Annotated in this window: 21 protein-coding genes and 1 other RNA gene; 8 read left to right on the top strand and 14 right to left on the bottom strand. The window is 65.9% G+C overall.

What is annotated here, in order from left to right:
• Window position 1: 1 nt before the first annotated feature.
• From ACQ4MJ_RS05455 to ACQ4MJ_RS05445, 3 genes are all read right to left on the bottom strand, one after another.
• A complete protein-coding gene (locus ACQ4MJ_RS05455; protein ID WP_431149615.1) occupies window positions 2-1,462 on the bottom strand; it encodes an efflux RND transporter periplasmic adaptor subunit in 1,461 nt (486 codons plus the stop codon).
• A gap of 203 nt (window positions 1,463-1,665) precedes the next feature.
• Entirely contained in the window at window positions 1,666-2,115 is a 450-nt protein-coding gene (gene rnhA, locus ACQ4MJ_RS05450; protein WP_055398194.1) for a ribonuclease HI, read from the bottom strand.
• On the bottom strand, window positions 2,112-2,981 hold the full coding sequence (locus ACQ4MJ_RS05445; RefSeq protein ID WP_238385594.1) for a class I SAM-dependent methyltransferase: 870 nt from the start codon (window positions 2,979-2,981) through the stop codon (window positions 2,112-2,114). The genes rnhA and ACQ4MJ_RS05445 overlap by 4 nt, the downstream gene beginning before the upstream one ends.
• On the opposite strand from ACQ4MJ_RS05445, the gene gloB reads away from it, so the two are divergent.
• The gene (gene gloB, locus ACQ4MJ_RS05440) at window positions 2,980-3,756 is read left to right on the top strand and encodes a hydroxyacylglutathione hydrolase (protein WP_218300265.1); all 777 of its coding nucleotides are present in this window, start codon (window positions 2,980-2,982) and stop codon (window positions 3,754-3,756) included. The genes ACQ4MJ_RS05445 and gloB overlap by 2 nt on opposite strands.
• Entirely contained in the window at window positions 3,753-5,273 is a 1,521-nt protein-coding gene (locus ACQ4MJ_RS05435; protein ID WP_431149618.1) for a transglycosylase SLT domain-containing protein, read from the top strand. Before gloB ends, ACQ4MJ_RS05435 begins: the two co-directional genes overlap by 4 nt.
• Before the next feature lie 51 nt (window positions 5,274-5,324).
• On the opposite strand, the gene ACQ4MJ_RS05430 is transcribed toward ACQ4MJ_RS05435, so the two are convergent.
• The 6 genes from ACQ4MJ_RS05430 to dnaX form a co-directional block, all read right to left on the bottom strand.
• Entirely contained in the window at window positions 5,325-5,477 is a 153-nt protein-coding gene (locus ACQ4MJ_RS05430) for a DUF3096 domain-containing protein (RefSeq protein WP_082437438.1), read from the bottom strand.
• Between the two features lie 201 nt (window positions 5,478-5,678).
• Complete coding sequence (locus tag ACQ4MJ_RS05425; RefSeq protein ID WP_121505991.1) at window positions 5,679-6,734, bottom strand: ABC transporter substrate-binding protein; 1,056 nt, start codon at window positions 6,732-6,734, stop codon at window positions 5,679-5,681.
• Between the two features lie 188 nt (window positions 6,735-6,922).
• Complete coding sequence (locus ACQ4MJ_RS05420) at window positions 6,923-7,348, bottom strand: MAPEG family protein (protein WP_121420522.1); 426 nt, start codon at window positions 7,346-7,348, stop codon at window positions 6,923-6,925.
• Window positions 7,349-7,450: 102 nt separating this feature from the next.
• Complete coding sequence (gene recR, locus ACQ4MJ_RS05415) at window positions 7,451-8,041, bottom strand: recombination mediator RecR (protein ID WP_121505989.1); 591 nt, start codon at window positions 8,039-8,041, stop codon at window positions 7,451-7,453.
• 243 nt (window positions 8,042-8,284) lie between these two features.
• On the bottom strand, window positions 8,285-8,617 hold the full coding sequence (locus ACQ4MJ_RS05410) for a YbaB/EbfC family nucleoid-associated protein (RefSeq protein WP_055398201.1): 333 nt from the start codon (window positions 8,615-8,617) through the stop codon (window positions 8,285-8,287).
• Window positions 8,618-8,847: 230 nt separating this feature from the next.
• Complete coding sequence (gene dnaX, locus ACQ4MJ_RS05405; protein WP_218300270.1) at window positions 8,848-10,851, bottom strand: DNA polymerase III subunit gamma/tau; 2,004 nt, start codon at window positions 10,849-10,851, stop codon at window positions 8,848-8,850.
• Between the two features lie 98 nt (window positions 10,852-10,949).
• On the opposite strand from dnaX, the gene ffs reads away from it, so the two are divergent.
• Window positions 10,950-11,046, top strand: an RNA gene (ffs, locus tag ACQ4MJ_RS05400) — signal recognition particle sRNA small type.
• Window positions 11,047-11,163: 117 nt separating this feature from the next.
• On the opposite strand, the gene ACQ4MJ_RS05395 is transcribed toward ffs, so the two are convergent.
• The 3 genes from ACQ4MJ_RS05395 to ACQ4MJ_RS05385 all read right to left on the bottom strand — a co-directional run bounded on the left by ACQ4MJ_RS05395 (window position 11,164) and on the right by ACQ4MJ_RS05385 (window position 18,742).
• Window positions 11,164-12,489, bottom strand: a complete 1,326-nt coding sequence (locus tag ACQ4MJ_RS05395) for a TIGR03862 family flavoprotein (protein WP_228897765.1) — start codon at window positions 12,487-12,489, stop codon at window positions 11,164-11,166.
• Between the two features lie 107 nt (window positions 12,490-12,596).
• Window positions 12,597-16,139, bottom strand: a complete 3,543-nt coding sequence (locus tag ACQ4MJ_RS05390) for a UvrD-helicase domain-containing protein (protein WP_431149621.1) — start codon at window positions 16,137-16,139, stop codon at window positions 12,597-12,599.
• The gene (locus ACQ4MJ_RS05385) at window positions 16,136-18,742 is read right to left on the bottom strand and encodes a PD-(D/E)XK nuclease family protein (protein ID WP_431149623.1); all 2,607 of its coding nucleotides are present in this window, start codon (window positions 18,740-18,742) and stop codon (window positions 16,136-16,138) included. The genes ACQ4MJ_RS05390 and ACQ4MJ_RS05385 overlap by 4 nt, the downstream gene beginning before the upstream one ends.
• Window positions 18,743-18,851: 109 nt before the next feature.
• On the opposite strand from ACQ4MJ_RS05385, the gene trxA reads away from it, so the two are divergent.
• The 5 genes from trxA (at window position 18,852) to ACQ4MJ_RS05360 (ending at window position 24,430) form a co-directional block, all read left to right on the top strand.
• Window positions 18,852-19,184 carry a thioredoxin TrxA gene (trxA, locus tag ACQ4MJ_RS05380; protein WP_008906761.1) on the top strand — a complete coding sequence of 111 codons (333 nt, stop codon included), beginning with the start codon at window positions 18,852-18,854 and terminating at the stop codon, window positions 19,182-19,184.
• 261 nt (window positions 19,185-19,445) lie between these two features.
• A complete protein-coding gene (gene rho / locus ACQ4MJ_RS05375) occupies window positions 19,446-20,708 on the top strand; it encodes a transcription termination factor Rho (protein WP_055398205.1) in 1,263 nt (420 codons plus the stop codon).
• Between the two features lie 271 nt (window positions 20,709-20,979).
• Window positions 20,980-21,234, top strand: coding sequence for a type B 50S ribosomal protein L31 (locus ACQ4MJ_RS05370; RefSeq protein WP_008906759.1), 255 nt, complete (start codon window positions 20,980-20,982; stop codon window positions 21,232-21,234).
• 106 nt (window positions 21,235-21,340) lie between these two features.
• A complete protein-coding gene (locus ACQ4MJ_RS05365; protein ID WP_431149625.1) occupies window positions 21,341-23,041 on the top strand; it encodes a hypothetical protein in 1,701 nt (566 codons plus the stop codon).
• 21 nt (window positions 23,042-23,062) lie between these two features.
• The gene (locus ACQ4MJ_RS05360; protein WP_431149626.1) at window positions 23,063-24,430 is read left to right on the top strand and encodes an MATE family efflux transporter; all 1,368 of its coding nucleotides are present in this window, start codon (window positions 23,063-23,065) and stop codon (window positions 24,428-24,430) included.
• Here ACQ4MJ_RS05360 and phoR read toward each other — a convergent pair.
• Window positions 24,384-25,727: a phosphate regulon sensor histidine kinase PhoR gene (gene phoR, locus ACQ4MJ_RS05355; RefSeq protein WP_218300288.1), complete on the bottom strand. Its 1,344-nt coding sequence runs from the start codon at window positions 25,725-25,727 to the stop codon at window positions 24,384-24,386. The genes ACQ4MJ_RS05360 and phoR overlap by 47 nt on opposite strands.
• 125 nt (window positions 25,728-25,852) lie before the next feature.
• Complete coding sequence (gene phoB, locus ACQ4MJ_RS05350) at window positions 25,853-26,560, bottom strand: phosphate regulon transcriptional regulator PhoB (protein WP_431149628.1); 708 nt, start codon at window positions 26,558-26,560, stop codon at window positions 25,853-25,855.
• Window positions 26,561-26,569: the final 9 nt, after the last annotated feature.

Below are 26,569 nucleotides of genomic sequence, written 5' to 3'. Positions count from 1 at the left end.
ATCACGCAGGATGGCGTGGGCTGCCTTGTGGTGCGCGGCCGGGCCTGCCCGCAAGCTGGCAAGGATTAGGGCCGGGCAACGGCGCCACTACGGCATTGGCCGATGCTGCAGTGGCAGTGGCAGCGGCGGCGGTAGCAGCATTGGCAACGGGTGCGGTTGCCATCGGCTGCGCCGCTGCCCGGGGGCTGCTGGCGCTGCCAGCCCCGGTGGGCGTTGGTGCATCGGTTGGTGCCACGGCACCTGCAGCACGGTCTGCACCTGCCGCCCCGGCCGAGGCGGCTGCGCGCGCTGGTGATGGCGCACCGCCATTGCTCTGCTTGCCTGGCTTGCCCAGTTCCACCACACGCACTGGGGTGCCATCCTTTTGGATGCGCTGCTGGCCTGCGGTCACCACCACATCTCCCATGGCCAGACCATCCACCACTTCCACAAACCCGGGGGTGCGCGCACCCAGCTTGACGGGTGTGCGCCGCGCCACGCGGCTGCCAGGCTCCTTGCCATCCACAATCTTGAACACATACGGGCTGCTGCCGTCGGGCACGATGGCTTCCTCGGGGATCACCCGGGCATCGCTGCGCTCGGAAAACACGGCCGTCACGCGCGCAAACATGCCGGGGCGCAGCTGCAGACGCCGGTTGTCAATGCAGCCGCGCACCACCACCGAGCGGCCATCGGCGTCAATCTGGGGGTTGATGGCCTGCACCACGGCGCTGTAGCGCACGCCGGGCAAGGCGTCGAACGCCACCTGGGCGGTCTGGCCCGTGCGGACCTTGCTCTGCAAACGCTCGGGCAGGCGGAAGTCCACATACACCACATCCAGGTCTTCGACATTGACGATGTCGGCACCGTCCTTGAGGTAGTCGCCCACGTTCACCCCGCGAATACCGGCGATGCCGTCAAACGGCGCCACGATCTTCAGGCGCGAGGCCGTGGCCTGCGCCAAGGACAATTTGGCCCGCGCCACTTCGAGGTTGGCGGCACTTTCATCCACCGAACGCTGGCTGATGAAGCCCTGGGCCACCAGTTCCTGATTGCGCTTGTGGTTGGCCTGGGCGATGGAGAGCTCGGCCTGGCTCTGCTGCACCTGGGCGCGGGGTAACTGGTCGTCAAACTGCACCAGCACCTGCCCGCGCCGCACGCGCTCGCCGTCGCGAAAGTTGAGCGCCGTGATGCGACCGCTCACCTCGGGGCGCAGCACCACGCTCTGGCGCGACCGCAGACTGCCCACGGCCTCGGCATCGTCGCGCAAGGCCATCTGCCGCACGGCCACGGCCTCTACCGCCACGGGGCGGCCTGCGCCCCCACCCTTGGCCGCCGCACCAGCCGGCGCGGCGCCACCCCTGCCGTCGGCAGGCGCCTCGCTGCGCACGGACTGGGCCGGTTTCTGAAGCCACCAGGCTGCGCCCGACGCGGCAGCGATGCCGATGACAGCGAAAACGATGTATTTGTTCTTGGACGCCATGGGTCGATGAAGCGGGTGATGTGGGGAAGGCAGCCAAACAATGTATCAGTGCGTGTCTTGCGCTGCAGCAAACCTTGGCATACCCACAAGGGCAATTGCGGCAGATTTACGCAGGCTTTACATGCTGCAGAGACAAAAAAAGCCCCGGAGGGGGCTTCTGATGCCGTGGTGCACAGACGCTGCGCACCGATAGACGCCCACCGTCACCCACGCCCCAGGGCTTTTTCGACACCCCGGTTGGCCAGTGCATCGGCCCGCTCGTTGCCTGGATCGCCCGAATGCCCTTTCACCCAGCGCCATTCGATACGGTGACCAGCCGTGCTCACCAGCGCGTCCAGCCGCTGCCACAGCTCCACATTCTTGACCGGCTGCTTGGAGGCCGTGCGCCATCCCTTGGCCTTCCAGCCGTGAATCCACTCGGTGATGCCCTTGCGTACATATTCGCTGTCGAGGTACAGCGTCACGGCGCAGGGGCGCTTCAAGGCCGACAGCGCCTCGATCACGGCCATCAGCTCCATGCGGTTGTTGGTGGTGCCCAGCTCACCCCCAAAAAGCTCTTTTTCTGTCGATCCCGAACGCAACCATGCACCCCATCCCCCAGGGCCGGGGTTGCCCTTGCAGGCGCCATCTGTGTATATCTCTACCTGGTTCAAACTGTGTTCCTGTCTCTGTCGTCGCTGTCTGTGAATATGCGCGAGGTGCTACCCGTTGCACCCGCCGGGCCTGCCCGGTTGGCAATGGGCACTGTGGAGGCGGCACGCTGTCGGCTGGACCGCCAGGCGGGCTCCAGCAAACGCATGCCGTGAACCCGCTTGACCGCCACCAGAAAATAAGCCGCGCCAAAAATAGGCCACCACCGCTCGCCCAACGGGTCCATGAAGCCAAAACGCTCCAGCCACTGGGTGCTGCGCACCGCCGGACGATAACAGCCAAACCGGGCCGACTCGACCTCAAAACTCAAAAGCCTGAGCCAGTCGCGCAGGCGCCGGTAGCCAATGAACTCGCCCACATCCGGCAGGTACAAAGTGCCCCCACCCAGACGCTGGATCATGCGGGCACGCCACTGGCGCAGCCCCCACAGGCTGGTCGGGTTCAGCCCGCTGATGACCACCCGGCCCTCGGGCACGAGCACGCGCTCCACTTCACGCAGGGCGGCGTGGGGGTCAATGCTCAACTCCAGGGTATGGGGCAGCACCAGCAGATCGAGGCTCGCCGCCGCAAACGGCAAGGCCACGGGCTCTGTCAGCAGATCCACCGCGCGGCGCTGCAGGGGGGCATCGCCATTACCGGTCTCTAGAAAGGCGATGGAACCCCGCACCGCCTCCTGCCCCAGCGCCAGCCATTGGTGCGGCATGCGGTTGGTGCGAAGGCCATCCAGCAAGGGCATTCCAAGCTGCAGGCTGTGGTAGCCAAAGATATCGGCCACCGCCTCATCGAAGCGCGCCTGCTCCCACGCCAGCAGGTACCGGCCCGGCGGGGAATCGAACCAGTGGTGCAAACCTATAATTTGATCGCTCATGAACTTGCTGCCGCTGCCCGCCTTTACCGACAACTACATCTGGATGCTGCACGACGGCCGCCAGGCGATCGTTGTGGACCCGGGAGATTCCGCGCCTGTGCTGCAGGCCCTGCAGCACCTTGGCGTGCAGTTGAAGGCCATTCTAGTCACGCACCACCATGCCGATCATGTCGGCGGTGTGGCTGCCGTGCGCAGCGCCACCGGCGCCGTGGTCTACGGCCCCGCACGCGAGAAAATCCCCGAGCCGCTGCACCGCCTGGCGCACGGTGATGCCGTGGAAACCATGGGACTTCGGTTCGAAGTCATGGATGTGCCTGGCCATACCGCTGGCCACATTGCCTACTACTGCCCCGACATCGACGGGGAGCCCCTGCTGTTCTGCGGCGACACGCTTTTTTCGGGCGGCTGTGGCCGGCTGTTTGAAGGCACGCCCGCCCAAATGCTGAACTCCCTGGACCAGCTGGCGGCGTTGCCCGGCAACACCCGCGTATGCTGCACCCATGAGTACACCCTCTCCAACCTGAAATTTGCGCGGGCCGTGGAACCCGGCAATGCGGCCTTGCTCCACTACAGCAGCCAGTGCGAAGCACTGCGGGCCCACCACCAGCCCACACTGCCGTCGCGCATGGCCCTGGAGCAAGACATCAACCCCTTCCTGCGCGTGCGACAGCCTGCAGTGGCCCAGGCGGCCCATGGCTACGACGCAAAGGTGAATCAAGACGATGCCGTGGCGGTACTGGCCGCACTGCGTCAATGGAAAAACGAGTTTCGATGAAAATTTTGCACATCGCCTGCCTGGCGTGCGCGCTCTGGCTCACGGGCTGCGCCACCACCGGGCCTTCGCAGGACAGCGCGGCTGACAGCGCACCCTCCACACCCACCGGTGCACCACCCCGGACCGCACACACCCCCGTCATCCCCAACGGCCCGCTCAGGCCCATCACCGCCGCGCAGGCCTCCAGCGGCGAGGTCGCATCGCTCTCGGCCCCCGCCGACCTGTGGGACCGCATCCGCCGAGGCTTTGCCATGCCAGACCTGCAGCACGAACTGGTGCAGGACCGCGAGCAGTGGTACGCCACGCGACCCGACTACATGCAGCGCATGACCGAGCGCTCCAGCAAGTACCTTTTCCATATCGTTGAAGAGCTGGAGCGACGCGGCATGCCCACCGAGTTGGCACTGCTGCCCTACATCGAAAGCGCGTTCAACCCGCAGGCTGTGTCCAGCGCCAAGGCGGCCGGCATGTGGCAGTTCATGCCCGCCACCGGCAACTATTTCGACCTCAAGCAGAACGCCTTCCGCGACGACCGCCGCGATGTGCTCGCATCCACGCGCGCTGCACTCGACTACCTGCAAAAGCTCTACGGCATGTTTGGCGACTGGCACCTAGCCCTGGCCGCCTACAACTGGGGCGAAGGCAGCGTAGGCCGGGCCATTGCCCGCAACCAGAAGCAGGGACTGGGCACCAGCTACACCGACCTGAACATGCCGGCCGAAACCCGCATGTATGTGCCCAAGCTGCAGGCCGTGAAGAACATCGTAGCCAACCCCGAGGCCTTCCGCACCGAGCTGCCCCTCATCGAAAACCACCCCTATTTCCAGACGGTGGACATCACCCATGACATCGACGTTGCGCTGGTGGCCACGCTGGCAGGCATTCGCGAGGAAGATTTCCGCGCGCTGAACCCGTCGTTCAACAAGCCTGTCATTCTGGCTGCCGGTACACCACAAATCCTGCTGCCCTGGGACAACGCCAAGGTGTTCCAGCGCAACCTTGAAGCGCGCCGCGAGGGCCAGTATGCAAGCTGGACCGTGTGGTCCGTGCCCTCCACCATGACGGTCTCGGAAGCCGCGCAGCGGGCAGGCATGAGCGAGAACGACCTGCGCAGCATCAACAACATTCCTCCCCGCATGCTGATCAAGGCAGGCTCGGCGTTGATGGTCCCGCGTTCATCCGCCATCCGGCAGGACGTCTCCTCGCACCTGGCAGACAACGGCCAGGTCGCTTTCTCGCCAGAGATCGTGACCCGCCGCACCACGGTGCGAGCCCGCAAGGGTGAAACCGTGGCCAGCATTGCCCGGCGCTACAAGCTCAGCGCTGCCAGCGTGGCCGACTGGAACGACGTGCGCGCCAGTGCGGCCTTCAAGCTCGGCGAGCAGGTGGTCGTATACCTGCCCGTGCGACAGGCCACGCAGGCGCGTGGAACGGTGGCCCGCTCCGGATCTGACAAGCGCTCGGCTGCTGCGCCTGTACGCCGAGGGGGAACCCCCTCCAAGGTCAAGCGCCGCTAAAACGCCATTGAAACGCCGCGGGCAGCGCGCAAGAAGGCGTCACCAGGCGCCTCAGAACTTCAGCGAGTGCATGCCCAGCAGCCCCAGAATGCCCATGATGATGAGGTACAGCGCCACGATGGTGCTGAGCAGACGGGGCATGACGAGGATGAGAATGCCCGCGATCAAAGAGACAAGCGGGCCGATGCTGAGGGTAAAAGACATGGAGCAATCCTGGTGAGGTAGATGACTGGTAGGCCGAGGCTACGGCAAACCGAACGCCGACGAATGTAAGCCATCTTCCCGACCCGGATGCCGACGCATTGCGACAGCGCGCTGCATCCACTGATCAATCTGGGTCCTGCACTGCCACCGCTCCCCTGCGGTTACCCCTAAAGTGGCCCAGCGGGTATCCGGCGCGCAAGCTCAGACGTTGAATTTCTGCCGCGCCTTGCGCACGAAATCGTTGGTGTAGGTGCGTGCCAGCTCCACCTTGAAATCCGCCAACTCGGGGTGCACGCGCGAGAGCACGCGCAAGGCCGTGGCTGCGCCATCGTCGGGCATCATCCCGTGGGTCGAATAGGTCTCGCGCACCCGGCTGAAGGCCGCCAGGTACAGCCCCCGGTCTCCCATCAGGTAGCCCGGAGGCACCGCCTTGACAAGGTCTGCCGGGGCAGCGGTCTGCAGCCATTTGAGGGCATGCACGATGCCGTTGGCCAGTGCCTGGGCCTGGGCGGCATGTTTTTGCAGGAAGGGCTGCGGCGCATAAAGACAGCTGGCTGGCAGGGCGCCGCCAAACATCTCCTGCGCGGCCTTGAGTGAGCGCATGTCGCCGGCAATGCGTGTGTCTGCCTTTTGCTCCAGCAGCGTCATGATCGGGTCGGCATGGCACAGCGCATGCACCTGTCCGGAACGCAGCGCATTCATCGCGGCCATACCAGATCCCACGCCCACAAACGCCACATCACGCGGCCCCATGCCCGCTCGGGCCAGCACCACGCTGGCCGCCAGGTGCGTAGACGACCCCACCGATGACACGCCAATGCGCCGTCCCTGCAGATCCGCCAGATCCTTGTACGCAGGCAGCGAGCGTTGCGAAACCCCCAGCGCCAGTTGAGGCGCACGCCCCATCACTACCAGCGAGCGGTAGGACTGGCCACGCACCTGCTGCCGGATGGTGTGCTCGAAGGCTCCGGCACAGACATCGGCCCCACCCTCCTGCACCGCCTGCAGGGCCAGGGCGCCGGCCGAAAAATCGCGCACCGTCACGTCCAGACCTTCCGCCTTGAAGTAGCCCAGCTGGTCGGCCAGCGCCAGCGGCAGGTGGTAGAGCACGCCCTGTCCGCCCACGGCAATGGTGACGTTGCCCAACGCTGCTGCCCCCTCTGCCTGCGCCCGCACAATGGCAGGCGCAAACACCCCCGCCGCCGACAGGGCGGAGACGGCGCCAAAGGCGCGGCGGGTGAGCAAGGGGCGGGTCATGACAATCCGTGAGAATCAGTGGAAACAGTAATGCTGCATTGCAACAATCGTGCCCCAGAGCCCACAAACCCGCATCAGGGGGAATCCCTGCGGGTTTCTACGTACCAGGGTTGAAAGAAACTGGAGCCCGACCAGCAGCCCCCGAAAGAGTGGCGCCAGCCCTTGTTCAAAGGCCGGGCTGGCAAAGATCAGCGGTAGCCGACGAACAGGATGCCGATATTGACCAAAAACGCTGCGGCCCAGACCACACTGCGCACGGTGGGCATGTCGGACACATACATCATGATGTAGAAGATGCGCAGCATGACGTACAGCAGCGCCAACATGTCCAGCAACGTCTGCCCCGCCCCGAGCAGGTGCGCGATGATCACGGCACCGATGAAGAACGGCAAGCCTTCGAAACTGTTGGCCTGCGCCGCATTGGCGCGGGCCCGCCAGTCGGTCTGCCGAGCCATCCAGGCGCGGGGGTCACGGTTGTCAAAGCCACCGTCCTTGCGCGACTTGCCGAAGCTGCCACTCTTGGCCAGCCAGGCGCAGCCCATGGGAAGCAGGGCTGCGATCAGCACGCACCAGTAGGCCACTGTGAACCGTGCGACATGCATGGTGGTATTCATTTTTTAGCCTTTTTTGGCTCTAGCGCTTGATACACAAGCGCTAGCAGCTATTAAATTATGAGTATTCTAGCCGCCGCAGGCACAAGTTTCGCGAACAAACACCTAGCGACGATCCACCAGCGCATGCGCAATCGTGCCCAGGTCCACGTACTCCAGCTCGCTGCCCACGGGCACGCCGCGCGCGAGCCGTGTCACGTGCAGCCCCCGGCTCCTGAGCGCCTCGCTGATCACATGGGCCGTGGCCTCTCCTTCGGCATTGAAGTTGGTCGCCAAAATGACCTCCTGCACGGTGCCGTCGGTGGCCCGGTCCATGAGCTTTTGCAGGCCAATTTCCTTGGGGCCAATGCCATCGAGGGGGCTCAGCCGCCCCATCAGCACAAAGTAAAGCCCCTTGAATGCCCCCGTGCGCTCCAGCGCCGACTGATCGGCCGGTGTCTCGACCACGCACAGCCGCGTCGCATCGCGCTCAGGGTCCAGGCAGGTACTGCACACCTCGGCCTCGGTGAATGTGTGGCAGCGCGCGCAATGGTGCACGGTGCCCACCGCATCGCCGAGCGCCCGCGACAAGGCCAGCGCCCCCTCCCGATCATGCTGCAGCAAATGAAACGCCATGCGCTGCGCAGACTTCACCCCCACCCCCGGCAAGCGGCGCAGCGCCTGGATCAGAACGTCGAGGGAGTTGGTGGTGGACATGGAAACGAGCGATGCAGGAAAGAGGTGAGGAGCGAGCTGGGCAAGGCTTCGACAAGCTCAGCCCGAACGGATGCAGGCAAAACAACAGGCATGTGGTCCTTGCCTTCACACCCCGCCCCCAAGGGCGTAGCGAGCGGGATCAGCTGCTAGGCGGACGGAGCACAGCCACCGGAACGTACTTGAAGTACGTGAGGATGGCGAGCACCGCCCAACGACGCAGATGGCCCGCTCGGTAGCCACCCCTCAGAAAGGGAATTTCATGCCGCCGGGGAGGCCTGGCATGCCTTGGGTGAGCTTGCCCATCTTCTCCGAAGAAGTCTCTTCCGCCTTGCGCACCGCAGCATTGAACGCCGCCGCAACGAGGTCTTCCAGCATGTCCTTGTCTTCGGCCAGCAGGCTCGGGTCGATGGTGATGCGCTTGACGTCGTGCTTGCACGTCATCACCACTTTCACCAGGCCCGCGCCCGATTCACCCTCCACCTCGATGAAGGCCAGCTCGTCCTGCGCCTTCTTGAGGTTGTCCTGCATCGCCTGGGCTTGCTTCATGAGGCCTGCAAGTTGTCCTTTGTTGAACATGGTGTGGTTTCCTTTGCTTTCTTTCTGGTTGATCGATTCCCACGAAGGGAGAGAGATTCGGTATCCGAGATGCACGGTATTGTGCTGTGCAATGTCAGCGGCCCTCGAAACTGGCACACGCCAATCCAGTGCACTCGTGGAGCTGGCTTTGCCAAGCCACCGAGTGCGTCCCCCTCCCGCGAAGCGAGAGAGGGGGAAGGCGCCGCAGGCGACTCAGGGGGCGCTTCATCTCACGCAGGCTTGATGCTGCCCGGCACGATTCTCGCGCCATAGTCGCGCACCAGCGACTGCACATAGGGGTCGTTGTTCACAATCTCCTCAGCACGGCGCTGGCGCTCGGCCGCGGCAGCGGCATTGCGGCGGGCGGGGCTGTCGATGACGTGGCCCACCTCCACACTGATCTGGGTGGCATGGCCCGCAGCCTCCAGCGCGGCGCGCAGGCGCTCGCGTGCAGTAGGCTGGTTCAGCGACTCACGCTCCACACGCAGCAGCCAGTGGCCTCCGTCGCGCGCCACCAGTTGCGACTGCAGGGCCAGTTCGCGCACCAGGGCGGTAATCGATTCTGCCGCCACCATCTGCTGCACGGTGGCATGCCAGACATCGCCCTCCTCGGTGGGCGTGTAGCGCGCAGAGACGGGCGTGGGCGCAGAAAGCGGCAACGGTTGCAGACGCTCCCCTGGTTCGGGCGATTCACGCACCGGGATTGCTACATATTCAGGAGCGCCTTGCGCTTGCTGAGGTTGCGCTGGACGCTGATTTTGCCCAAATCTCTCGGGCGTACGCACCGGCAGTGCCGTGGCGGCGGAGTTTGCAGGTGATGCAGCACCCGGCTCTTCCGAGCCTGGCCAGGGTGGTGGCTCCGAGGAGTCCACGGATTCGGCGGGTTCTGCAGAAATCTCCGGTGGCAATGCGGGCGAGGCACCTGCTGCAGGCGCTGCGGGAGGCACCGCTGGTGGCACCTGGGGAGCAGGCGCGGGCGTCGGCGCCGTTCGCGCCACGGGGGCTGGCACCGCCACGGCAGCCGCTGCGGGAGCGGCAGAAACCGCTGCTGGTGGGCTGGAAGACGCCGCTTCAGCCCGCGTCAGAGTTTTTTTTTCAGCCGATTCGCCAACGCCGCCAACACCGCTTACAGGCTTGAACGCCAGCAAGCGCAGGAGCACCATGGTCAGTGCCGCGTACTCATCGGGCGCCAGACCCAGTTCACCGCGCCCGTGCAGGCACAGGCTGTAGAGCAGCTGGGTTTCGTCAGCAGGCATCAGCGCGGCAAGACGGGCCGTTTCTGCGGCCTCGGGGTCGTCGGCATCCACGGCGCCTGCCAGCTGCGGCACGGCCTGGAACACCGCCATACGCTGCAGCACGGCGCTCATTTCTTCGAGCGTGGAGGCGGCCGACAGGCCATTGAGACGCAGCGTGTCCGAGGTTTCCACCACGGTCTTGCCGTCGCCCTCGGCCAACGCGCCGATGAGGCGGAACACGTAGGAGCGGTCCACCGCGCCCAGCATCTGGCGCACGGCGGCTTCCTGCAACTGGCCGCTGCCAAAAGCGATGGCCTGGTCGGTGAGCGACAGTGCATCGCGCATGGAGCCCCGCGCGGCGCGCGACAGCAGCCGCAGAGCCTGGGGCTCGGACGATACGTTTTCCGACGCCAGCACCTGCGTGAGGTGGCTCAGGACCGTCTCGGGCGCCATGGGCCGCAGGTTGAACTGCAGACAGCGGCTCAGCACCGTCACCGGCACCTTCTGCGGGTCGGTCGTGGCCAGCACGAACTTGAGGTATTCAGGAGGCTCTTCCAGCGTCTTGAGCATGGCGTTGAACGCCGTATTCGTGAGCATGTGCACTTCGTCGATCATGAAGACCTTGAAGCGGCCCTGCACTGGCTTGTAGACCGCCTGCTCCAGCAGGCTCTGCACCTCATCCACACCCCGGTTCGATGCAGCATCCAGCTCGGTGTAATCCGGGAAGCGACCACTGTCGATATCCGTACAGGCCGAGCACACGCCGCAGGGTGTTGCGGTGATGCCGCCCTGACCGTCGGGCCCCTGGCAGTTGAGCGATTTGGCCAGAATGCGCGACACCGTCGTCTTGCCCACACCCCGCGTGCCTGTGAACAGGTAGGCATGGTGCAGGCGCTGTGTGTTGAGCGCATTGGTGAGGGCCTGCACCACATGCTCCTGCCCCACCATTTCGGTGAAATTGCGGGGGCGGTACTTGCGGGCGAGCACGAGGTAGGACATTCGGCAGATTCTACGGGCTGTGCCGAGTGTCCTTCCAGCGCCCACGGCAGCGGGGCTGTTCAGAAAAGTGCATCCGCATCCGTCGTACAATCGACGGTGACGGGCCTCCTCGCATGGTGAAGCGGCCAACCGGGTCAGGTGGGGAACCAAGCAGCCCTAACTGTGGAGTCAGTGCCGGGGGTAAGGCTCGTCAACTTCTTTTTTTGCGCTGTCGCGCAGCCCCCTCCCATAGGCGACATCCTTCGCGATGTCCTCTTGCCTGGCGAGGCCAGGCCCTTCGCCTCAGGCGCAAGCACCTTTCGTTCAGCGTGTTCAAGTTCCGGCAGCTTGGCGCAGCCAGTGCAGCGCGCCCAACCCCGCCACGCGGCCACTGGCCAAGCTGGCCGTGAGCAGATAGCCCCCGGTGGGCGCCTCCCAATCGAGCATTTCGCCCGCGCAGAACACGCCCGGTAAGGCATGGGCCATGAGGTGCGTGTCCAGCGCCTCAAAAGCCACACCACCGGCGGTGCTGATGGCTTCGTCGATGGGCCGTGTGGCCACGACCGTGATGGGCAGTGCCTTGATGGCGTGTGCCAGAGCCACCGGGTCGTTCATGCCGTCCTTGCCCAAGTGTTCATACAGGATGCCCGCCTTGATGCCATCGAGCCCCAGACGGCTCTTGAGGTGGCTGGACAATGAACGTGATCCGCGTGGATGGCGCACTTCCACCAGCACGCGTTCCGGCGTGTGGTCGGGCAGCAAATCCAGATGAAAAGTGGCATGGCCGTGGGCCTCGATCTCATCGCGCAGCAGGTGCGACGCGGCGTAGACCAGGCTGCCCTCGACGCCTGTCGCTGTGGCCACGAATTCACCTCTGCGGCTGAACGTGCGGCCCTGGCTGTCGGTGAAAGCCAGCGCCACCGTCTTGAAGGGCTGGCCGGCAAAACGCTCGACAAAATGGGGCGTCCAGCCCACAGCGGGAACGGGGGTGCGGCCGATCAGCTCCTGCAAGAACGCGCGGCGCGTCTCACCCGCCGGCGCATCGGCGCGCAGCACGTCAAAACCACAGTTGGAGGGCCGCAGCGGCGCCACAGCCACACCGCGCTGCGCCAGCAGCGGCACCCAGGCACCATCCGACCCCAGGCGTGCCCAGCTGCCGCCGCCCAGCGCCAACACCACCGACCTGGCGGCCACAGGCACCTCGCCCGCAGGGGCTGCAAAACGCAGGGCACCATCGTCCGACCAGCCCAGCCAGCGGTGTCGCATGTGGAACACCACGCCCTGCCCGCGCAGGCGCTGCAACCAGGCGCGCAGCAAGGGCGCGGCCTTCATGTCAGCGGGGAACACGCGGCCGGAGGTGCCCACGAAGGTCTCCACACCCAGGCCTTGCGCCCAGGCCCGGACCTCGGGCCCGCCAAATTCCTGCAGCAAAGGTTCGAGCTGAGGCTGGCGCTCTGCATAGCGGCTGACAAACGGAGCATGGGGCTCGGAATGTGTGAGGTTGAGCCCGCCCTTGCCCGCCAGCAGAAACTTGCGCCCCACCGAAGGCATGGCGTCGAACAGATGAACGGCCACCCCCGCCTGGGCCAGCACCTCGGCCGCCATCAGGCCCGCCGGGCCACCGCCGACGATGGCCACATCGCACCGCAAAGTCCCCATAGGCAGGGCTGGTGCGACGGGTGAATCGGAAGGAGAAAGGGTGTGAGACACAGGAGAACCTTGCTAAAAATGGGGGCGTTGCGCGGGTTGGAAGCCCTGGGTGCGGGTCAAAACAAAGAGCCTTGCGCAGAATCTGCAGGCCCCGGCGCGGGGCGTGGACGCTCGGGCTTTGCCGGGGCAGCGGGGGCAGCGGGGGCAGCGGGGGCAGCGGGGGCAGCGGGGGCAGCGGGGGCAGCGGGGGCAGCGGGGGCAGCGGGGGCGAGAGTATGCCCGACGGCGGCAGGGGTGGGCCCGCCGCCTGCCCGCACCAAACGCCCATCGCCTGTGAGGAAGGCCGCGTGCACGGCCTCGCCCGGCATCAGGGCCTGTACGGCTTCTTGGTAGCGCTGCAGTTGCGCCACCAGCGCTTGCTGGCGCTGAGGCTGGGCGGCACTTTTGTAATCGAGCACCCACCAGCCTGCCACGGCGTCATCTGCAGACAGGGCACGGCGCAGCACCAGCCGGTCGATGCGCAGGCTTTGGCCCTGGTAATGCAGCGGGGCTTCGTTGATGGCGGTCTGCACCTGCTCCGGGTCCCACGCCCAGGCGCCCTCCCCGGCCAGGATGCCCTGTGCCATGCGGGCCGCCAACTCGGCCGCTGCAGGGGCAATGTCGTGGTCGCTGGCCAGCCTTGCAATGCGCGCAGCAGGCCAGCCGTGGGTGCGCAGGTCGGCCAGCGGGGCACCGGCCACACCGGCCTGCTCCAACAGCTGGTGCATGGCGTCGCCCTGGCGTGACAGGGGGGTGGACTCGGCGTCGCCAGGCATGGCCACGGGCGTAGCACTGGTGGGGTCGGCAGCTGCAGCACCCGGTTTGGTGCGGGCGCTTTGCAGGGCTTCGGGCAGGGGGTGCAGCGCGGCGATGGTGAAGGTGTCGGGGGTCGCACCGGCTTCAGCGGAAAGCGCAGGGGCCGTGCCCGTGTCCACCTCGGTCACCAGTGGTGCCAGTCGGTTCCACCAACTGCCCGGCGCCGAATTGCTGGGCAACACGGACGACAGCGCCAGGCAATGTTTGGCGCGCGTCATGGCCACGTAGAGCATGTTCAGCTCCTCGCGGCTGCGGGCCTGCTGCTCGGCGGCCAGCGCGGCTTCTGCGCTGGGCGGCGGGTTCGATTCGCTGGCCAGAAAGACAAAGGCCGACGGCACGGCCTGCTCGCCAGGCCAGTCCACCAGCACACCCATGGTCTCGGCTTTTTGCGGGCGGGTGTCGGTGTCGAGCAGCAGCACGCAGTCGGCCTCCAGCCCCTTGGCGCCGTGCACCGTCAGCAGGCAAACGGCCTGCGCATCGGCCCGGCCAGGCGCGCGCACGCCGCCCTTCTTCATGGCCCGCACAAACGCATAGGGCGTGAGGTAGCGGCCGCCATCGTGCTGCAGCGATGCCGCCAGCAGCGCTCGCAAGTTGGCCTGCACTGCCTGGCGCTGGGTGACCGGGGCAGCAGCGGCGAAGCGGGCCAGCACGTCACCGTGCTCGTAGATGGCATGCAGCGCATCGTGCGGCGGCAGGCCACTCACCCAGTCTTGGTATTGAGTCAAAACAGTCCCCAGCGCTTTCAAGTCAAGCGCAAGCAGCTCACTTTTTAATAGCAAATCAAACCAGCTGCAGCCCGCATGCTCCGGCTGGCGGCGCAGCACGGCCAAGGCCACCAGCGCATCATCGCCCACGCCAAACAACGGCGACTTGAGCGCGCGGGCCAGTGACAGGTCGTGCGTCGGCGAGACCAGTGCATCCAGCAGCGCCACCATGTCCTGCACCTCGGGTGCGTCGAACAGGTCGGCCTTTTCAGGCTGCACACAGGGCAGGTGCAGGGCGCGCAGGGCGTCTTGCATGCTGGCCAGGCGATCACGCTTGCGGGCCAGCACCAGCACCTCTTTGGGCGGGGTGCCGCTGGCAATCTGCGCAGCCACCCAGGCGGCGGCCTGGGTGCACTCGCGCATGCGCTGGGTTTCTTCGGCCTCGTGGCGGGGTTCGGTCAGGCTATCGCGCCAGGCCAGGGGGTCGCGGCCTGCGCCTTGGCTGTCGTCGTCCGCGTCGGTGATGGCAGGCAGGCGCAGCAACTGGCCGGGGTGTTTCGATTCGGTGGTGTGGTCGCGGAAGCCAGTGGTCTCGTTCTGGGCTTGGGCCTGGCCCATGACGGCGTTGACCGCGGCAATCACGCCCTGTGCGTTGCGGCGCGTGTGATCGCAGCTGAGCAGGTCGCCGCGCAGCCCATCGCGCACAAACGCCTGCGCAGCGATGAACACCTGTGGTTCGGCGCGGCGAAAGCGGTAAATGCTCTGCTTGGGGTCGCCCACGATGAACACGCTGGGCGCGGCCGAACCACCGCCCGAGCCCGCATAGCCGGACAGCCACGCGTGCAGCGCCTGCCACTGCAGCGGGTTGGTGTCCTGGAACTCATCGACCAGCAAGTGGCGGATGCGCGCGTCCAGCCGCTCCTGCACCCAGCCACTGAGCACCGGGTCGGCCAGCATGACCAGGGCCGTGCGCTCCACATCGTTCATGTCCACCCAGCCGTGCTGCTGCTTGACGGCCACAAACTGCGCAATCAGGCAGCGCGCCAGCCGGGCCATGCGCTGCTGGTGCTGCCAGGCCTCGTGCTGGCGGCGGGCGGTGAGCAGGCGCCGCAACTCGGGCTCGGCCTCCTGCGCGGCGGGGAACTTCTCCAGGTTCTTGGAGAGGCGGTCTTCCTTGGCGACGAACATTGCCTTGCGCAGCATGTCCAGGCGCTGGTTCAGGTCGGTGCAGCCCAGCGCGTCGATGATGGCGTCCGCCGCCTTCTGCGGGGTCTTGTTGGCCTCTGCGCCCAGAGCGCTGGCACAGTTGCGCCAGCGTTGCAGGGCGGCTTTGGTCTGCAGGGCCTCGGCGGGCTCGACCAACGCGGCCAGCTCGGGGTATGCCTGCTGGAAGGGCGGCACGGATGCATCCACCACGCCTGCCGCGTCGGCCAGATCAAACTCAACCCGCTTGGCCAGTGCCGCCGCCAGCGCCTTGTGCGTTTGCGAGCGGCCGTGGCGGGCCACCACGGCTTCATAGTCGGCACGCAGGCTGGCGCTTTCGGCCACGGTCTGCAAGAACGGGGGCCAGACCTCGCGCACGGCCTCGGCATCGTCTTCGAGCAGCTCAAAGTGCGCGGGCAGGCCCTGTTGCTGCAGCAGCGCCAGCGGGGCTGTGCCCAGCAGCGCGGCAAACCAGCTGTGGAATGTGCGGATTTGCACCGGGCGGCCCGCTTCGAGCAGCTGGTGGTATAGATTTTGTAGCGCCTCGCGCTTTTCCAGCGCGCCTTGGGGGCTGATTCCGCGTGCAATCAGCTCGGCCGTCAGTTCTTCCAGCGGCTTGTGGCTGAACTGCTCCAACCATTCTTGCAGGCGCTGGCGCATCTCGCCCGCGGCCTTTTTGGTGAAGGTGATGGCCAGGATCTCGTGCGGCGCGCAGCCGTCGAGCAGCGCTCGCAGCATGCGCGAGACCAGCATCCAGGTCTTGCCCGCCCCCGCGCAGGCCTCCACCGCCACGCTGCGTGCGGGGTCGCAGGCAATGGCGTAGAAGGCTTCGCGCGAAACGGGGCGGCCGTTGTGTTCGTAGGCGGCCTGGGTGGGTTGTGGAATGCTGACGGTCATGGCGTCTCTTGCGCAGGCAACGCCTGTTCAGCGTCCGCCCAGTAGTCTTTGCGGCACAGGCCGCGCACGGCGCAGAACTCGCACACCGAGCCCTCGCCCAGCGCGGGCAGCGGCGCACCGGCGGCGATGCGGGCCATGTCGTGCTGGATGCCTTCGATCAGCACATCGCGCAGGTGCACCACCTCGTCCTGTTCGTGCATTTGCGTCTCGCCGCGCTCGCCCACGTTGACGTAGGCAGCGCGCAGGGTGTCGTGGCTCAGCAGGGCGGCGTAGAAGGCCAGTTGCGTGTCCTCCGCTCCGCTCTTGATGCGCTGGCGGGTCACGCTGTCGCTTTCGGTTTTGTAGTCAATGACCAGTACCGTGGGCTCGCCAGTGGACGAGACACCATCGATTCGGTCGAGGGTGCCAACCAGCTCCAGGTCGCCCAGCGGCTGGCGGGCCTTGACCTCGGCCTGGCGGAAGGTGGCGCCCCGCTGCTCGTGCCCTGCCAGCCATTGCAGGTAGCCGTCGCGCAGTTGCGCCCAGCCTGCGGCAAAGGGCAGAAAGTCTCCGTCTTGCAACCGCTGTTCGCGGGTGACAGCCTCGGCGGCGGCGTCCATGCGGGTGCGGCGCTCGTCCGGGTGGTCGGTGGGCTCAGCCAGCAACGCCTCGTGAAAGTGTTGCAGCACGGCGTGCAGCCAGTTGCCAAAGTCGCGTTTGTCCACTTCGGCATCCAGTTCCTCGGCCTCGCGCAGACCCAGCTGGCGCTGTGCAAAGAAGCGGTACGGACAATGGCGCAGGTCGGAATACGTGGTGGACGACAGGTGCGCCACCGGCAACGCCTGGCCCACGGGCTGGGGACGCAGTGTGGGGGTGGCGGCCACTGCACGGGACGCACGGTCGTCCGTGCCGGGTGTAGCGGCGCCATCCAGTTGCAGGGCCAGCACCAGGGCGCTGGCCAACAGGGGCTCACCGCCCTCGTCGCCGGTGCGCCACAGCACGTCCACCACGGGCGTGCGCAGGGCGTGGGCCCAGGCGGCCCGCTGGGCGGCCTCCAGCGACTGGCGTGTGGGCAGGCCCCAGGCATCGCGCTGAGCCTGCGACCAGTCGCCTGATGGCTCAGGTGCGGCTTGCAAACGCTTTTCATCGCAGCCCGGCAGCACGGCGGCGGCAAAGGGACGGGCCAGTAGTTGCGGCAGGGGCACCACCACCACGGGCGCATCGGCGGCCTGCGCGGCCACGTAGCGCCCGGCTTCGAGCACGTCCTTGGCCCATCGGGTGAATTCGGCCAGCGTCATGCGCCGGCCCGCGCTGTCACCCCAGGCGTCCAGCTCGGCCTGCTGGCCGTCTTGCAGGCGAAGGGCAGCCAGCACACGCATGCCGGCCGGGTCGGCCGAGAGTCCTTGCCACTGGCCCGCCTGCTCCAGCACGGCGCGCAGGGCGGGCAGCCACTGCGCCAGCGGGCGAGCGGTGCGCAGGGTGTCGCGCCAGACCTCCACGGTGGCCACGGTGCGGGCCAGGTGGGGCTGCGCACTCAGATCCCGCGCGGTGGCGGCGCTCCAGTGCTGCACCACGCCCTTGCGCAGCCATTGCTCCAGGCGGTTGACCTCGCCCGGCATCAGCGCGGGGGTGTGTTTGACCCAGTCCAGCACCTCGTTGGACGAGGCATTCCACGCAGCGGCCTGCAGCGCGGCCATGACCCGCGAAGCAGCGCGTGTGGTCGAGAGAATCCAGCCACTTTCATCGCGCACCAGCACGCCGCTGCTGTCCAGGTGAGCGAGCACGCGGCGGATCAGTGCGCGGTCGGTGGCGGCCAGCGCGACGGGCACCCGGCCATCTCGCACATGGGCCAGCACGCAGGCAGCGGCGCGGTGGGCTTCGTCTTCGGCATCGGTGGCGGCATGCAGAGAGCGTTTTGGCGGCGCGGGAGCTTCATCGACCAATGCTGGCAGCGCAACACAAGCCCCCTGCTCGCCCCAATGGGCCAGCAGGGCCTGGGGCAGCGCGTCGGATTGAAAGCCTTCGAGCACCACCAGCGCATCCACCGCCGCGCGCACACCGGGCTCGAACAGCACATCAGTGGCGTGGCGTGAGGCCAGCACCCATTCCAGCGCCAGGCGCGCCGCCAGGGCCTCGTAATGCAGGCTGCTGCCCTCGTCGGCGGTGGCCAGCAGTTTGCGGGCCTCGTCGCCCCAGGCCGCGCGCTGCGCGGGGGGCACAGCGGCCACGGCGGTGGCCAGTTGGGCGGCGGCTTCTTGCAGGGGCGTGGCCAGCATCTCGCGCTGGGCGCCCTGCCCCACACGATCGAGCAAGGCGCGGGCCGTGAGGGTGTCGCGCGCCACGTCGCCCGCAAAGTCGTCGGCCGAAGGCTCAAACACCTGCAACTGGCGAGCCCAGTTGCGGGTGGTTTCAAAGCGCGGCGCAAAGCCTTGCGGAAACTGCAGCGCCCAGTGGCGCTGGGCCCAGGGCATGAGCTGGGCGTAGGGCACCAACACCACTGTGCGCGCCAAATGGGCGCCATGGGCCTGGGCATGTGCGGCAACCTGGGCCAGAGCACGTTGCCACAAGGCGGTGCTGGCGACAGCAAACCCACTGGTTTGATCGCTTTTCGCTATGACTGTCATAGCGTCGCAAGGCCCGGCCACACCGGTGAACGTGGGATTGGTTTCTGTCACAATGCCCAGACTTTAAACGTACACCGGTCACAACCCGCTCAAAATCAAGGAATCCGCCATGGCCAGCGAACTCATCAAACATGTCTCTGACGCCAGCTTTGAAGCCGACGTGCTGCAACCCGGCTCCGCCGTGCTGGTGGACTACTGGGCCGAATGGTGCGGCCCCTGCAAAATGATTGCCCCCATCCTGGACGAAGTGGCAGGCACCTACCAGGGCAAGCTGCAGATCGCCAAGATGAATGTGGACGAAAACCGCGAGATCCCCGCCAAGTTCGGCATTCGCGGCATTCCCACACTGATGCTGTTCAAGGACGGCCAGCTGGCCGCCACCAAGGTCGGCGCCATGAGCAAGGCACAACTGACCGCCTTCATCGATCAGCAACTGGCCTGATCCGCACCCACAACCCCGCGCCTGCCCATGCACGCGGGGTTGTTTGTTTTCACGACACCACTTGCAGCGCCAGACACAGACCGAATTCGGATCCCGTGAATCTCCCGCTTTTTTTCCTGTCATAATTCCTTCAGATCACCGGCCTGCACGCATTGGCAGCCGGACCGAGATCCCCGGCGAGCCAGACCTGCAAACAGCAGCCCATCTGACACCAGCCCTCCTCCCCCAAGATTCATACCAGCTCCGCCAAGGAGTCATTCCATGCACTTAAACGAACTCAAGGCACTGCACGTGTCTGAAGTCCTGAAGCAAGCCGAAGAACTCGAAATCGAAAATACCGGCCGCATGCGCAAGCAGGAGCTGATGTTTGCGATCATCAAGAAGCGGGCCAAGACCGGGGAACAAATCATTGCCGATGGCGTGCTGGAAATTTTGCCCGACGGTTTCGGCTTCCTGCGCAGCCCGGACACGAGCTTTACCGCCAGCACGGACGACATCTACATCAGCCCGAGCCAGGTGCGCCGTTTCAATCTGCACACCGGCGACATGATCGAAGGTGAAGTCCGCACACCCAAAGATGGTGAGCGCTACTTCGCCCTGAACAAGCTCGACTCCGTCAACGGCGGCCCGCCGGAGCAGAACAAGCACAAGGTGATGTTCGAGAACCTGACGCCCCTGTTCCCCAAGGAACAGATGAAGCTGGAGCGCGACTTCAAGGGCGAAGAAAACATCACAGGCCGCATCATCGACATCATTGCGCCCATCGGCCGTGGCCAGCGCGCGCTGATCGTCGCCCCGCCCAAGAGCGGCAAGACGGTGATGATGCAGCACATCGCCCACGCCATCACGGCCAACAACCCCGACGTGCACCTGATGGTGCTGCTGGTGGACGAGCGCCCTGAAGAAGTGACCGAAATGCAGCGCACGGTGAAGGGCGAGATCATCGCCTCCACCTTCGACGAGCCCGCCGCCCGCCACGTGCACGTGGCCGAGATGGTGATCGAGCGCGCCAAGCGCCTGGTCGAGCTGAAGAAGGACGTGGTCATCCTGCTGGACTCCATCACCCGCCTGGCCCGTGCCTACAACAACGTCGTGCCCTCCAGCGGCAAGGTGCTTTCGGGCGGTGTGGACGCCGCCGCACTGCAGCGCCCCAAGCGCTTCTTCGGTGCCGCGCGCAAGGTCGAAGAAGGTGGCTCGCTCACCATCATCGCCACTGCGTTGGTCGACACCGGCAGCCGCATGGACGAAGTGATCTTTGAAGAATTCAAGGGTACGGGCAACTGCGAAATCCACCTGAACCGCCGCCTGTACGAAAAGCGTGTATTCCCCGCCATCGAACTCAACAAGAGCGGCACGCGCCGCGAAGAGCTTCTGCTGGCGCCCGAGATCCTGCAAAAGACCCGCATCCTGCGCCAGTTCATGTACAACATGGACGAGATCGAGTCGATGGAGCTGATGATCAAGAACATGAAGGCCACCAAGACCAATGTGGACTTCTTTGACATGATGCGAAGAGGAGGGTGACAACCCTCTGAGGCGCTTTCGCGCCTTCCCCTTCTCTCGAATTGCTACGCAATTCAGGAAGGGAGACACTGCCAGCGCGGCGGGGCGGCCCTTGCGCGGCGGTTCTGGCCAAGGCCTTGCCCGTTTCAGCCGTTACGGGCCGTCGCGAAAATGCCATCAGACCGCCTGTGCAATAATAGAGGGCTTTTTCTGCGGAAAGTACGTTGGATGTTCCACGGAGCAAAGGTTGCTCCGGGTTCAGCGCGGCTCCCGCACTTGACAAGGATTGATCATGAAAGAAGGCATTCACCCCAACTACCGCGAAGTCCTGTTCTCGGACCTGTCCAACGGTTTCAAGTTCGTGACCCGTTCGTGCGTGAACACGAAGGAAATGGAAACCTTCGAAGGCAAGGAATATCCGCTGTTCAAGCTGGATACGTCCTCTGAATCGCACCCCTTCTACACCGGTACGCAAAAGTCAGTGGACAACATGGGTGGCCGCGTGGAGCGCTTCCGCAACCGTTTCGGCAAGACCGCAGCGAAGTAATTCGCCCTTGCGTTCCCGCCAAAAAGGCAGCCCGGGCAACCGGGCTGCCTTTTTCCGTTGGTTTTGCCCTTATTCTCGGTGGCTTCGCTTTGCCGCCCTCTGACGCGTGAATCCACCGACCCCCGCCATCGTTACCCAGAACGCTGTCAGCCCCCTGCCACGCTGGGCACTGGTACTGCTGTGTATTGCCTATGTCGTGCCCGGCTTCGTCGGGCGCGACCCGTGGAAAAGTGCGGATGTCACGGCGTTTGGCTACATGCTGGAGCTGGCCCACGGGCGTACGCCCTGGCTGAGCCCCCTGCTGGGCGGCATGCCCCCGGAAACCGAGGGACTGCTGCCGTACTGGCTGGGCGCTTGGGCAATTCAGCTGGCGCCCCAGTGGGTTTCTGCCGAGATGGCGGTGCGCCTACCCTTCGCACTCCTGCTGGTCATCACCCTCATTGCCACGTGGTACGCCGTCTACTACCTCGCACGCAGCCCCGGCGCCCAGCCTGTGGCCTTTGCCTTTGGGGGCGAAGCCAATCCACCCGACTACGCCCGCGCCATTGCCGATGGCGGGTTGCTGGCCCTGATTGCCTGCCTGGGCCTCGCGCAGCTCTCGCATGAGGTCACCAGCTATCTGGTGCAGCTCAGTTGCACGGCGCTGATCTTTTTTGCGGTTGCAGCCATGCCCCACCGCACCGTAGCCCCTGCCGTGGCGCTGGCCACAGGCATGGTGGGGCTCACGCTGGCAGGCGCGCCGGCGCTTGCAGCATTGCTGGGACTGGGCAGCATGGTGGTGGTGGTGTATGCGCCAGGCAGCCAGACAGACCATCGCCTGCGCTGGGCCCTGGCCCTCGGGGCAATCACGTTGGCAGCGGCGCTGATCGCCTGGGGGCTCGATCTCTGGCGCTGGCGAATTGTGGATTCCGGCTCAGGCGGCAAAGAGTGGCAGAGCCTGGCGCGGCTGCTGCTGTGGTTTGGATGGCCCGCCTGGCCCCTGGCCCTGTGGACGCTATGGCGCTGGCGCAAGCAGATCATCAGCCGCCAGGGGCACAGGCACCTGCTGCTCCCGCTGTGGTTCTCGGCAGTCTCCATTGCCGCCACCATCACCACCCAACCTGCAGACAGGGCCCTGCTGCTGGGGCTGCCGGCCCTGGCCGCACTGGCAGCGTTTGCACTGCCCACGCTGCGGCGCAGTGTGGGGGCGCTGATCGACTGGTTCACGCTGCTGTTCTTCACCGTTTCTGCGCTGGCGATCTGGGTGATCTGGATTGCCATGCAAACGGGCGTTCCAGCCAAGCCTGCAGCCAATGTGGCCAAGCTGGCCCCTGGTTTTGTGCCGCAGTTTTCCGCACTGGCGCTGGTCGTGGCCCTGGCGGCCACCGTGGGCTGGTGCAGCCTGGTGTGGTGGCGCGCCGCGCGCAACCGGGCGCCCATCTGGAAGAGCCTGGTGCTGCCAGCCAGCGGCGCTGCGCTCGGCTGGCTGCTGCTGATGACCTTGTGGTTGCCGCTACTGGACTACGCCCGCAGCTATCGCCCCCAGGTTCGCAGTGTGATGGCCGCACTGGGCCCATCCCCGGGCTGTGTGCAGACGTTAGGGTTGAACCGTGCCCAGGTGGCGGCTCTGCAGTACCACGGTGGCCTCTCGCTGCAGAGGGCGGGCCTGCAGGACGAGTGCGACTGGCTGGTGGCTGACATCGCCTCCTGGCCTCCGTCCGAGCGCATGGTGAATGTGGCGCGCTGGGAAGCCCGGGCCACCATTCCACGCCCCACTGACAAGAACGATCACCTTCTGGTGTTTCACCGTGCGGGGCCTGCACGCTGATGCCCGAATGATGCCGGAGTAATGTCGGAGCTTTCGACCATCTCGCGCCACGCCATCACGGTGCTGGCCGGGCAACTGGCGGTGATGGCGTTTGGCGTGACAGACACCATCGTCGCCGGGCGCCATGGACAAGCCTCGCTGGCGGCACTCTCGGTGGGCAGCGCCATCTTCATCAGCGTGTATGTGGCGCTGATTGGCGTGCTGCAGGCGCTGCTTCCGGTGTGGGCCGAGTTGCGCGGCGCCCGGCAGACCGACAGCCTGGGCCGGTCTCTGCGGCAGTCGCTGTACCTGTGCGGCGCGGCCTCACTGGTGGGCATGGCCATCCTGCTGTCCCCCGCCCCCCTGCTGCGCTGGACCGAGGTGCCGCCAGCCCTGCGCACCGAGGTGGAGAGTTACCTGGCCGTGCTGGCCCTGGCACTGCCGCCTGCCCTGCTTTTTCGCATCTACAGCACCTTGAACCAGGCCCTGGGCCGCCCCAAGCTGGTGACCTGGCTGCAGGTGGGCTCGCTGTTCATCAAGCTGCCACTGTCGATCTGGTTCACCTTTGGCGGCGCAGGGCTGCCTGCGCAAGGCGTGGTGGGATGCGCGTGGGCCACCCTGGTGGTCAACGGCAGCATGCTTGCGCTGGCCATCTGGCTGCTGCGCACGCAGGACATCTATGAACCCCTGCGCATCTGGCGCCGTATGGAGCCCCCGCACTGGCCCACCATTGCGGGCTTTGCCCGCCTGGGCATCCCGGCCGGGCTGGCTGTGATGGTGGAGGTGACGTCGTTCACGCTGATGGCGTTGTTCATTGCACGCCAGGGCACCACCGCATCGGCGGCGCACCAGATCGCGGCCAATGTGGCGGCTGTGCTCTACATGGTGCCGCTGTCGCTGGCCATCGCCACCAGCGCCCGCGTCAGCTACTGGCTGGGCACTGGCGATCCAGCACGCGCGCGCAAGGTGGTTTTTATAGGTTTTAGGCTTTCAGCGCTTATTGGTATTGCGCTAGCAGCTATATTATTAATAGCAAAAAATCAGATTGGCGGTTTGTATTCCACCAACACCGGCGTGGTGGCCCTGACGGGCGGGGTCATCGTGTGGGTGGCTGCGTACCACGCAGCCGATGCACTGCAGACGCTGTGCGTGTTTGTCTTGCGCTGCTACCGCATCACCGTGGCGCCGCTGGTGGTGTATTGCGTGTTGCTGTGGGGTGCGGGTTTGGGGGGCGGCTACCTGCTGGCCTACCGGGGCCTGGGGCCTTGGGCAGCGGAGCCATCGCCCACACCTTTCTGGGCCGCAAGCGCTGCGGCGCTGTGGTTCACTGCCGCGCTGTTCCTGGCCATGCTGTGGCGTGCGGTCAGACCGGCAGCGAAAACCCGCGCAACCGGTTCGCGGGGAAGGTGACCGAGAACACCGAGCCCTTGCCCAGCGTGCTGGCAATGTCCAGCGTGGCCCCGTGCCGCTGCAGCACATGCTTGACGATGGCTAGCCCCAGGCCGGTGCCACCGGTCTCGCGGGAGCGGCTGCGGTCCACGCGGTAAAAACGCTCTGTCAAACGCGGAATGTGTTCGGGTGCGATTCCCGGGCCTGTGTCCTGCACCGAGAAAACTGCGCAGCCATCTTCCATGCGGTGCCACGCCACCGTGATCACCCCACCCGCAGGCGTGTAGCGCACAGCATTGCTGATGAGGTTCGACAATGCGCTTTGCAACTCGGTGGGCACGCCTGCAATGTCGCCCTCGGCATGCAACGCGTCCTTCGACGGAAACACCATTACATGCTGGCGCGGCTGGTTTTGCGAGAGCACGGCCGACAGCGCACGCCCCTCCTCCTCGCACCGCTGCATGAGCGCCTGCACGGGCGTCCACTCCGCCATGCCCGGTGGCGGACTGCCCTCCAGGCGCGACAGGGTCAAAAGGTCTTGCACCACACTTTGCATGCGCAGCGCCTGCTGGGCCATCATGCCCAGGTAGCGCGAGCGCTCGTCGGCACTCAGGGGCAAGGTCTGCAGCGTTTCGACAAAACCGGTCAGCACCGTCAGGGGCGTGCGGATCTCATGGGACACGTTCGCCACGAAGTCGCGCCGCATGGCCTCGGCCTGCTCCAGCGCCGTGACATCGCGCGACAGCAGCAGGGTGCGCCCGTCGCCATAGGGGTGCAGATGCACCGAGATGCGCACCGGCCGCGATGGCGTACTGAATCGCCCCTCCAGCACCACGTCGTGGTTGAAATCCTGGGCGGCATAGTAGGCCGTGAACTCGGGGTCGCGCACCAGATTGCCGATCGACTGCATCACATCGCGCTGGGCGTCAAAGCCGAACTGGCTGGCGGCCATCTGGTTGCACCACTCGATGCGGCCTTGCGCATCCAGCAGCACCACCCCATTGGGCGTGGCCTGCAGCGCGGCCAGGATCTCCTGCAGCCGGTCCTGGCTGTCGCGGATCTGGGTCTCCTGTCTGCGCAAAAGGCGCCGCGCACGGTCTGCCGCCTCACCCCAGATGCCGCGCATGGCCGGGACTTCGGACAGGTCACCCGTGCGCAGCCAGCGCAGCACACGCGCGCCACGCAGCAGATCCCAGACAAACCAGGCCCACGCCGCCAGAGCGGCGCCCAGGGCTGCGCCCCAGGGACCACCCTGCCACCATCCCAGCCCGCCACCCGCTATCTGCCAGAGCAGGAAATACGAAATACGCCACAGCATGCGGTCAGCAACGCCTTCTCAGAAAAACAGGGGCGCATCCTGTGCGCCCCATCGACAACATCAGGCCCGCGCCCTCAGCACCTGTTCACACTCTCGCTGGAGATCATGACCAGACTCTCAGCCTCTCAGGCCTGCAACTGCACCTGGGGCTGGGCGGTGAGCCGGTAGCCCGCGCCACGCACGGTTTCCACCATCACGGAGGCGGCGCCCAGGGCTTCGCGCAGCCGCTTGACGTGCACATCCACTGTGCGCTCCTCGATGAAAACATGGTCACCCCACACCTTGTCGAGCAATTGCGAGCGGTTGTGTACACGTTCGGCGTGTTTCATGAGAAAGTGCAGCAGCTTGAACTCGGTGGGGCCCACCTTGAGCGGCTGCCCCTGGAAGGTCACGCGGTAGGTCCCGGCGTCGAGCACCAGCTCGCCAATGGTCACGCTGTCGCTGACCTGCTCGGGAGCACGACGGCGCAGCACGGCACGGATCCGCGCCAGCAGCTCCTGCGTGGAGAACGGCTTGGTGATGTAGTCGTCGGCACCCGCATCGAGCCCAGCGATCTTGTCGGGTTCATCGCCCCGGGCCGTCAACATCAGGATCGGGATCGGCTTGGTGCGGCTGTCCGCACGCCACTTGCGTGCCAGCGACAAGCCGCTTTGCCCCGGCAGCATCCAGTCGAGCAGGATGACATCCGGCAGCACGGCATCCAGCTCGCGCTGGGCCGAGTCACCATCTTCCGCCCAAAAGGGCTGGAATCCGTTGTGGCGTAGATTGACTGCAATCAACTCGGCAATCGCAGGTTCGTCCTCAACGATGAGGACGCGTGGGAGCTTTCTCATAGTTTTGCC

Origin of the sequence: Acidovorax facilis, from assembly GCF_050626955.1 — a bacterium.
In the GTDB taxonomy this organism is placed as follows: Bacteria; Pseudomonadota; Gammaproteobacteria; order Burkholderiales; family Burkholderiaceae_C; genus Acidovorax; species Acidovorax facilis.
The sequence above is the reverse complement of the archived record's forward strand: the minus strand, read 5'-3'. Positions and strand labels throughout refer to the sequence as shown.

Excerpts from the sequence above, each read along its gene's own strand:
- phoR (WP_218300288.1), bottom strand. The coding sequence starts at position 25,727 with ATGCTGTGGCGTATTTCGTATTTCCTGCTCTGGCAGATAGCGGGTGGC.
- ACQ4MJ_RS05425 (WP_121505991.1), bottom strand. The coding sequence starts at position 6,734 with ATGACCCGCCCCTTGCTCACCCGCCGCGCCTTTGGCGCCGTCTCCGCC.
- ACQ4MJ_RS05410 (WP_055398201.1), bottom strand. The coding sequence starts at position 8,617 with ATGTTCAACAAAGGACAACTTGCAGGCCTCATGAAGCAAGCCCAGGCG.
- ACQ4MJ_RS05390 (WP_431149621.1), bottom strand. The coding sequence starts at position 16,139 with ATGACCGTCAGCATTCCACAACCCACCCAGGCCGCCTACGAACACAAC.
- ACQ4MJ_RS05435 (WP_431149618.1), top strand. The coding sequence starts at position 3,753 with ATGAAAATTTTGCACATCGCCTGCCTGGCGTGCGCGCTCTGGCTCACG.
- ACQ4MJ_RS05360 (WP_431149626.1), top strand. The coding sequence starts at position 23,063 with ATGTCGGAGCTTTCGACCATCTCGCGCCACGCCATCACGGTGCTGGCC.
- ACQ4MJ_RS05370 (WP_008906759.1), top strand. The coding sequence starts at position 20,980 with ATGAAAGAAGGCATTCACCCCAACTACCGCGAAGTCCTGTTCTCGGAC.
- ACQ4MJ_RS05455 (WP_431149615.1), bottom strand. The coding sequence starts at position 1,462 with ATGGCGTCCAAGAACAAATACATCGTTTTCGCTGTCATCGGCATCGCT.
- recR (WP_121505989.1), bottom strand. The coding sequence starts at position 8,041 with ATGTCCACCACCAACTCCCTCGACGTTCTGATCCAGGCGCTGCGCCGC.
- ACQ4MJ_RS05420 (WP_121420522.1), bottom strand. The coding sequence starts at position 7,348 with ATGAATACCACCATGCATGTCGCACGGTTCACAGTGGCCTACTGGTGC.
- dnaX (WP_218300270.1), bottom strand. The coding sequence starts at position 10,851 with ATGTCCTACCTCGTGCTCGCCCGCAAGTACCGCCCCCGCAATTTCACC.
- gloB (WP_218300265.1), top strand. The coding sequence starts at position 2,980 with ATGAACTTGCTGCCGCTGCCCGCCTTTACCGACAACTACATCTGGATG.
- phoB (WP_431149628.1), bottom strand. The coding sequence starts at position 26,560 with ATGAGAAAGCTCCCACGCGTCCTCATCGTTGAGGACGAACCTGCGATT.
- ACQ4MJ_RS05445 (WP_238385594.1), bottom strand. The coding sequence starts at position 2,981 with ATGAGCGATCAAATTATAGGTTTGCACCACTGGTTCGATTCCCCGCCG.
- ACQ4MJ_RS05430 (WP_082437438.1), bottom strand. The coding sequence starts at position 5,477 with ATGTCTTTTACCCTCAGCATCGGCCCGCTTGTCTCTTTGATCGCGGGC.
- trxA (WP_008906761.1), top strand. The coding sequence starts at position 18,852 with ATGGCCAGCGAACTCATCAAACATGTCTCTGACGCCAGCTTTGAAGCC.
- rho (WP_055398205.1), top strand. The coding sequence starts at position 19,446 with ATGCACTTAAACGAACTCAAGGCACTGCACGTGTCTGAAGTCCTGAAG.
- ACQ4MJ_RS05385 (WP_431149623.1), bottom strand. The coding sequence starts at position 18,742 with ATGACAGTCATAGCGAAAAGCGATCAAACCAGTGGGTTTGCTGTCGCC.
- ACQ4MJ_RS05395 (WP_228897765.1), bottom strand. The coding sequence starts at position 12,489 with ATGGGGACTTTGCGGTGCGATGTGGCCATCGTCGGCGGTGGCCCGGCG.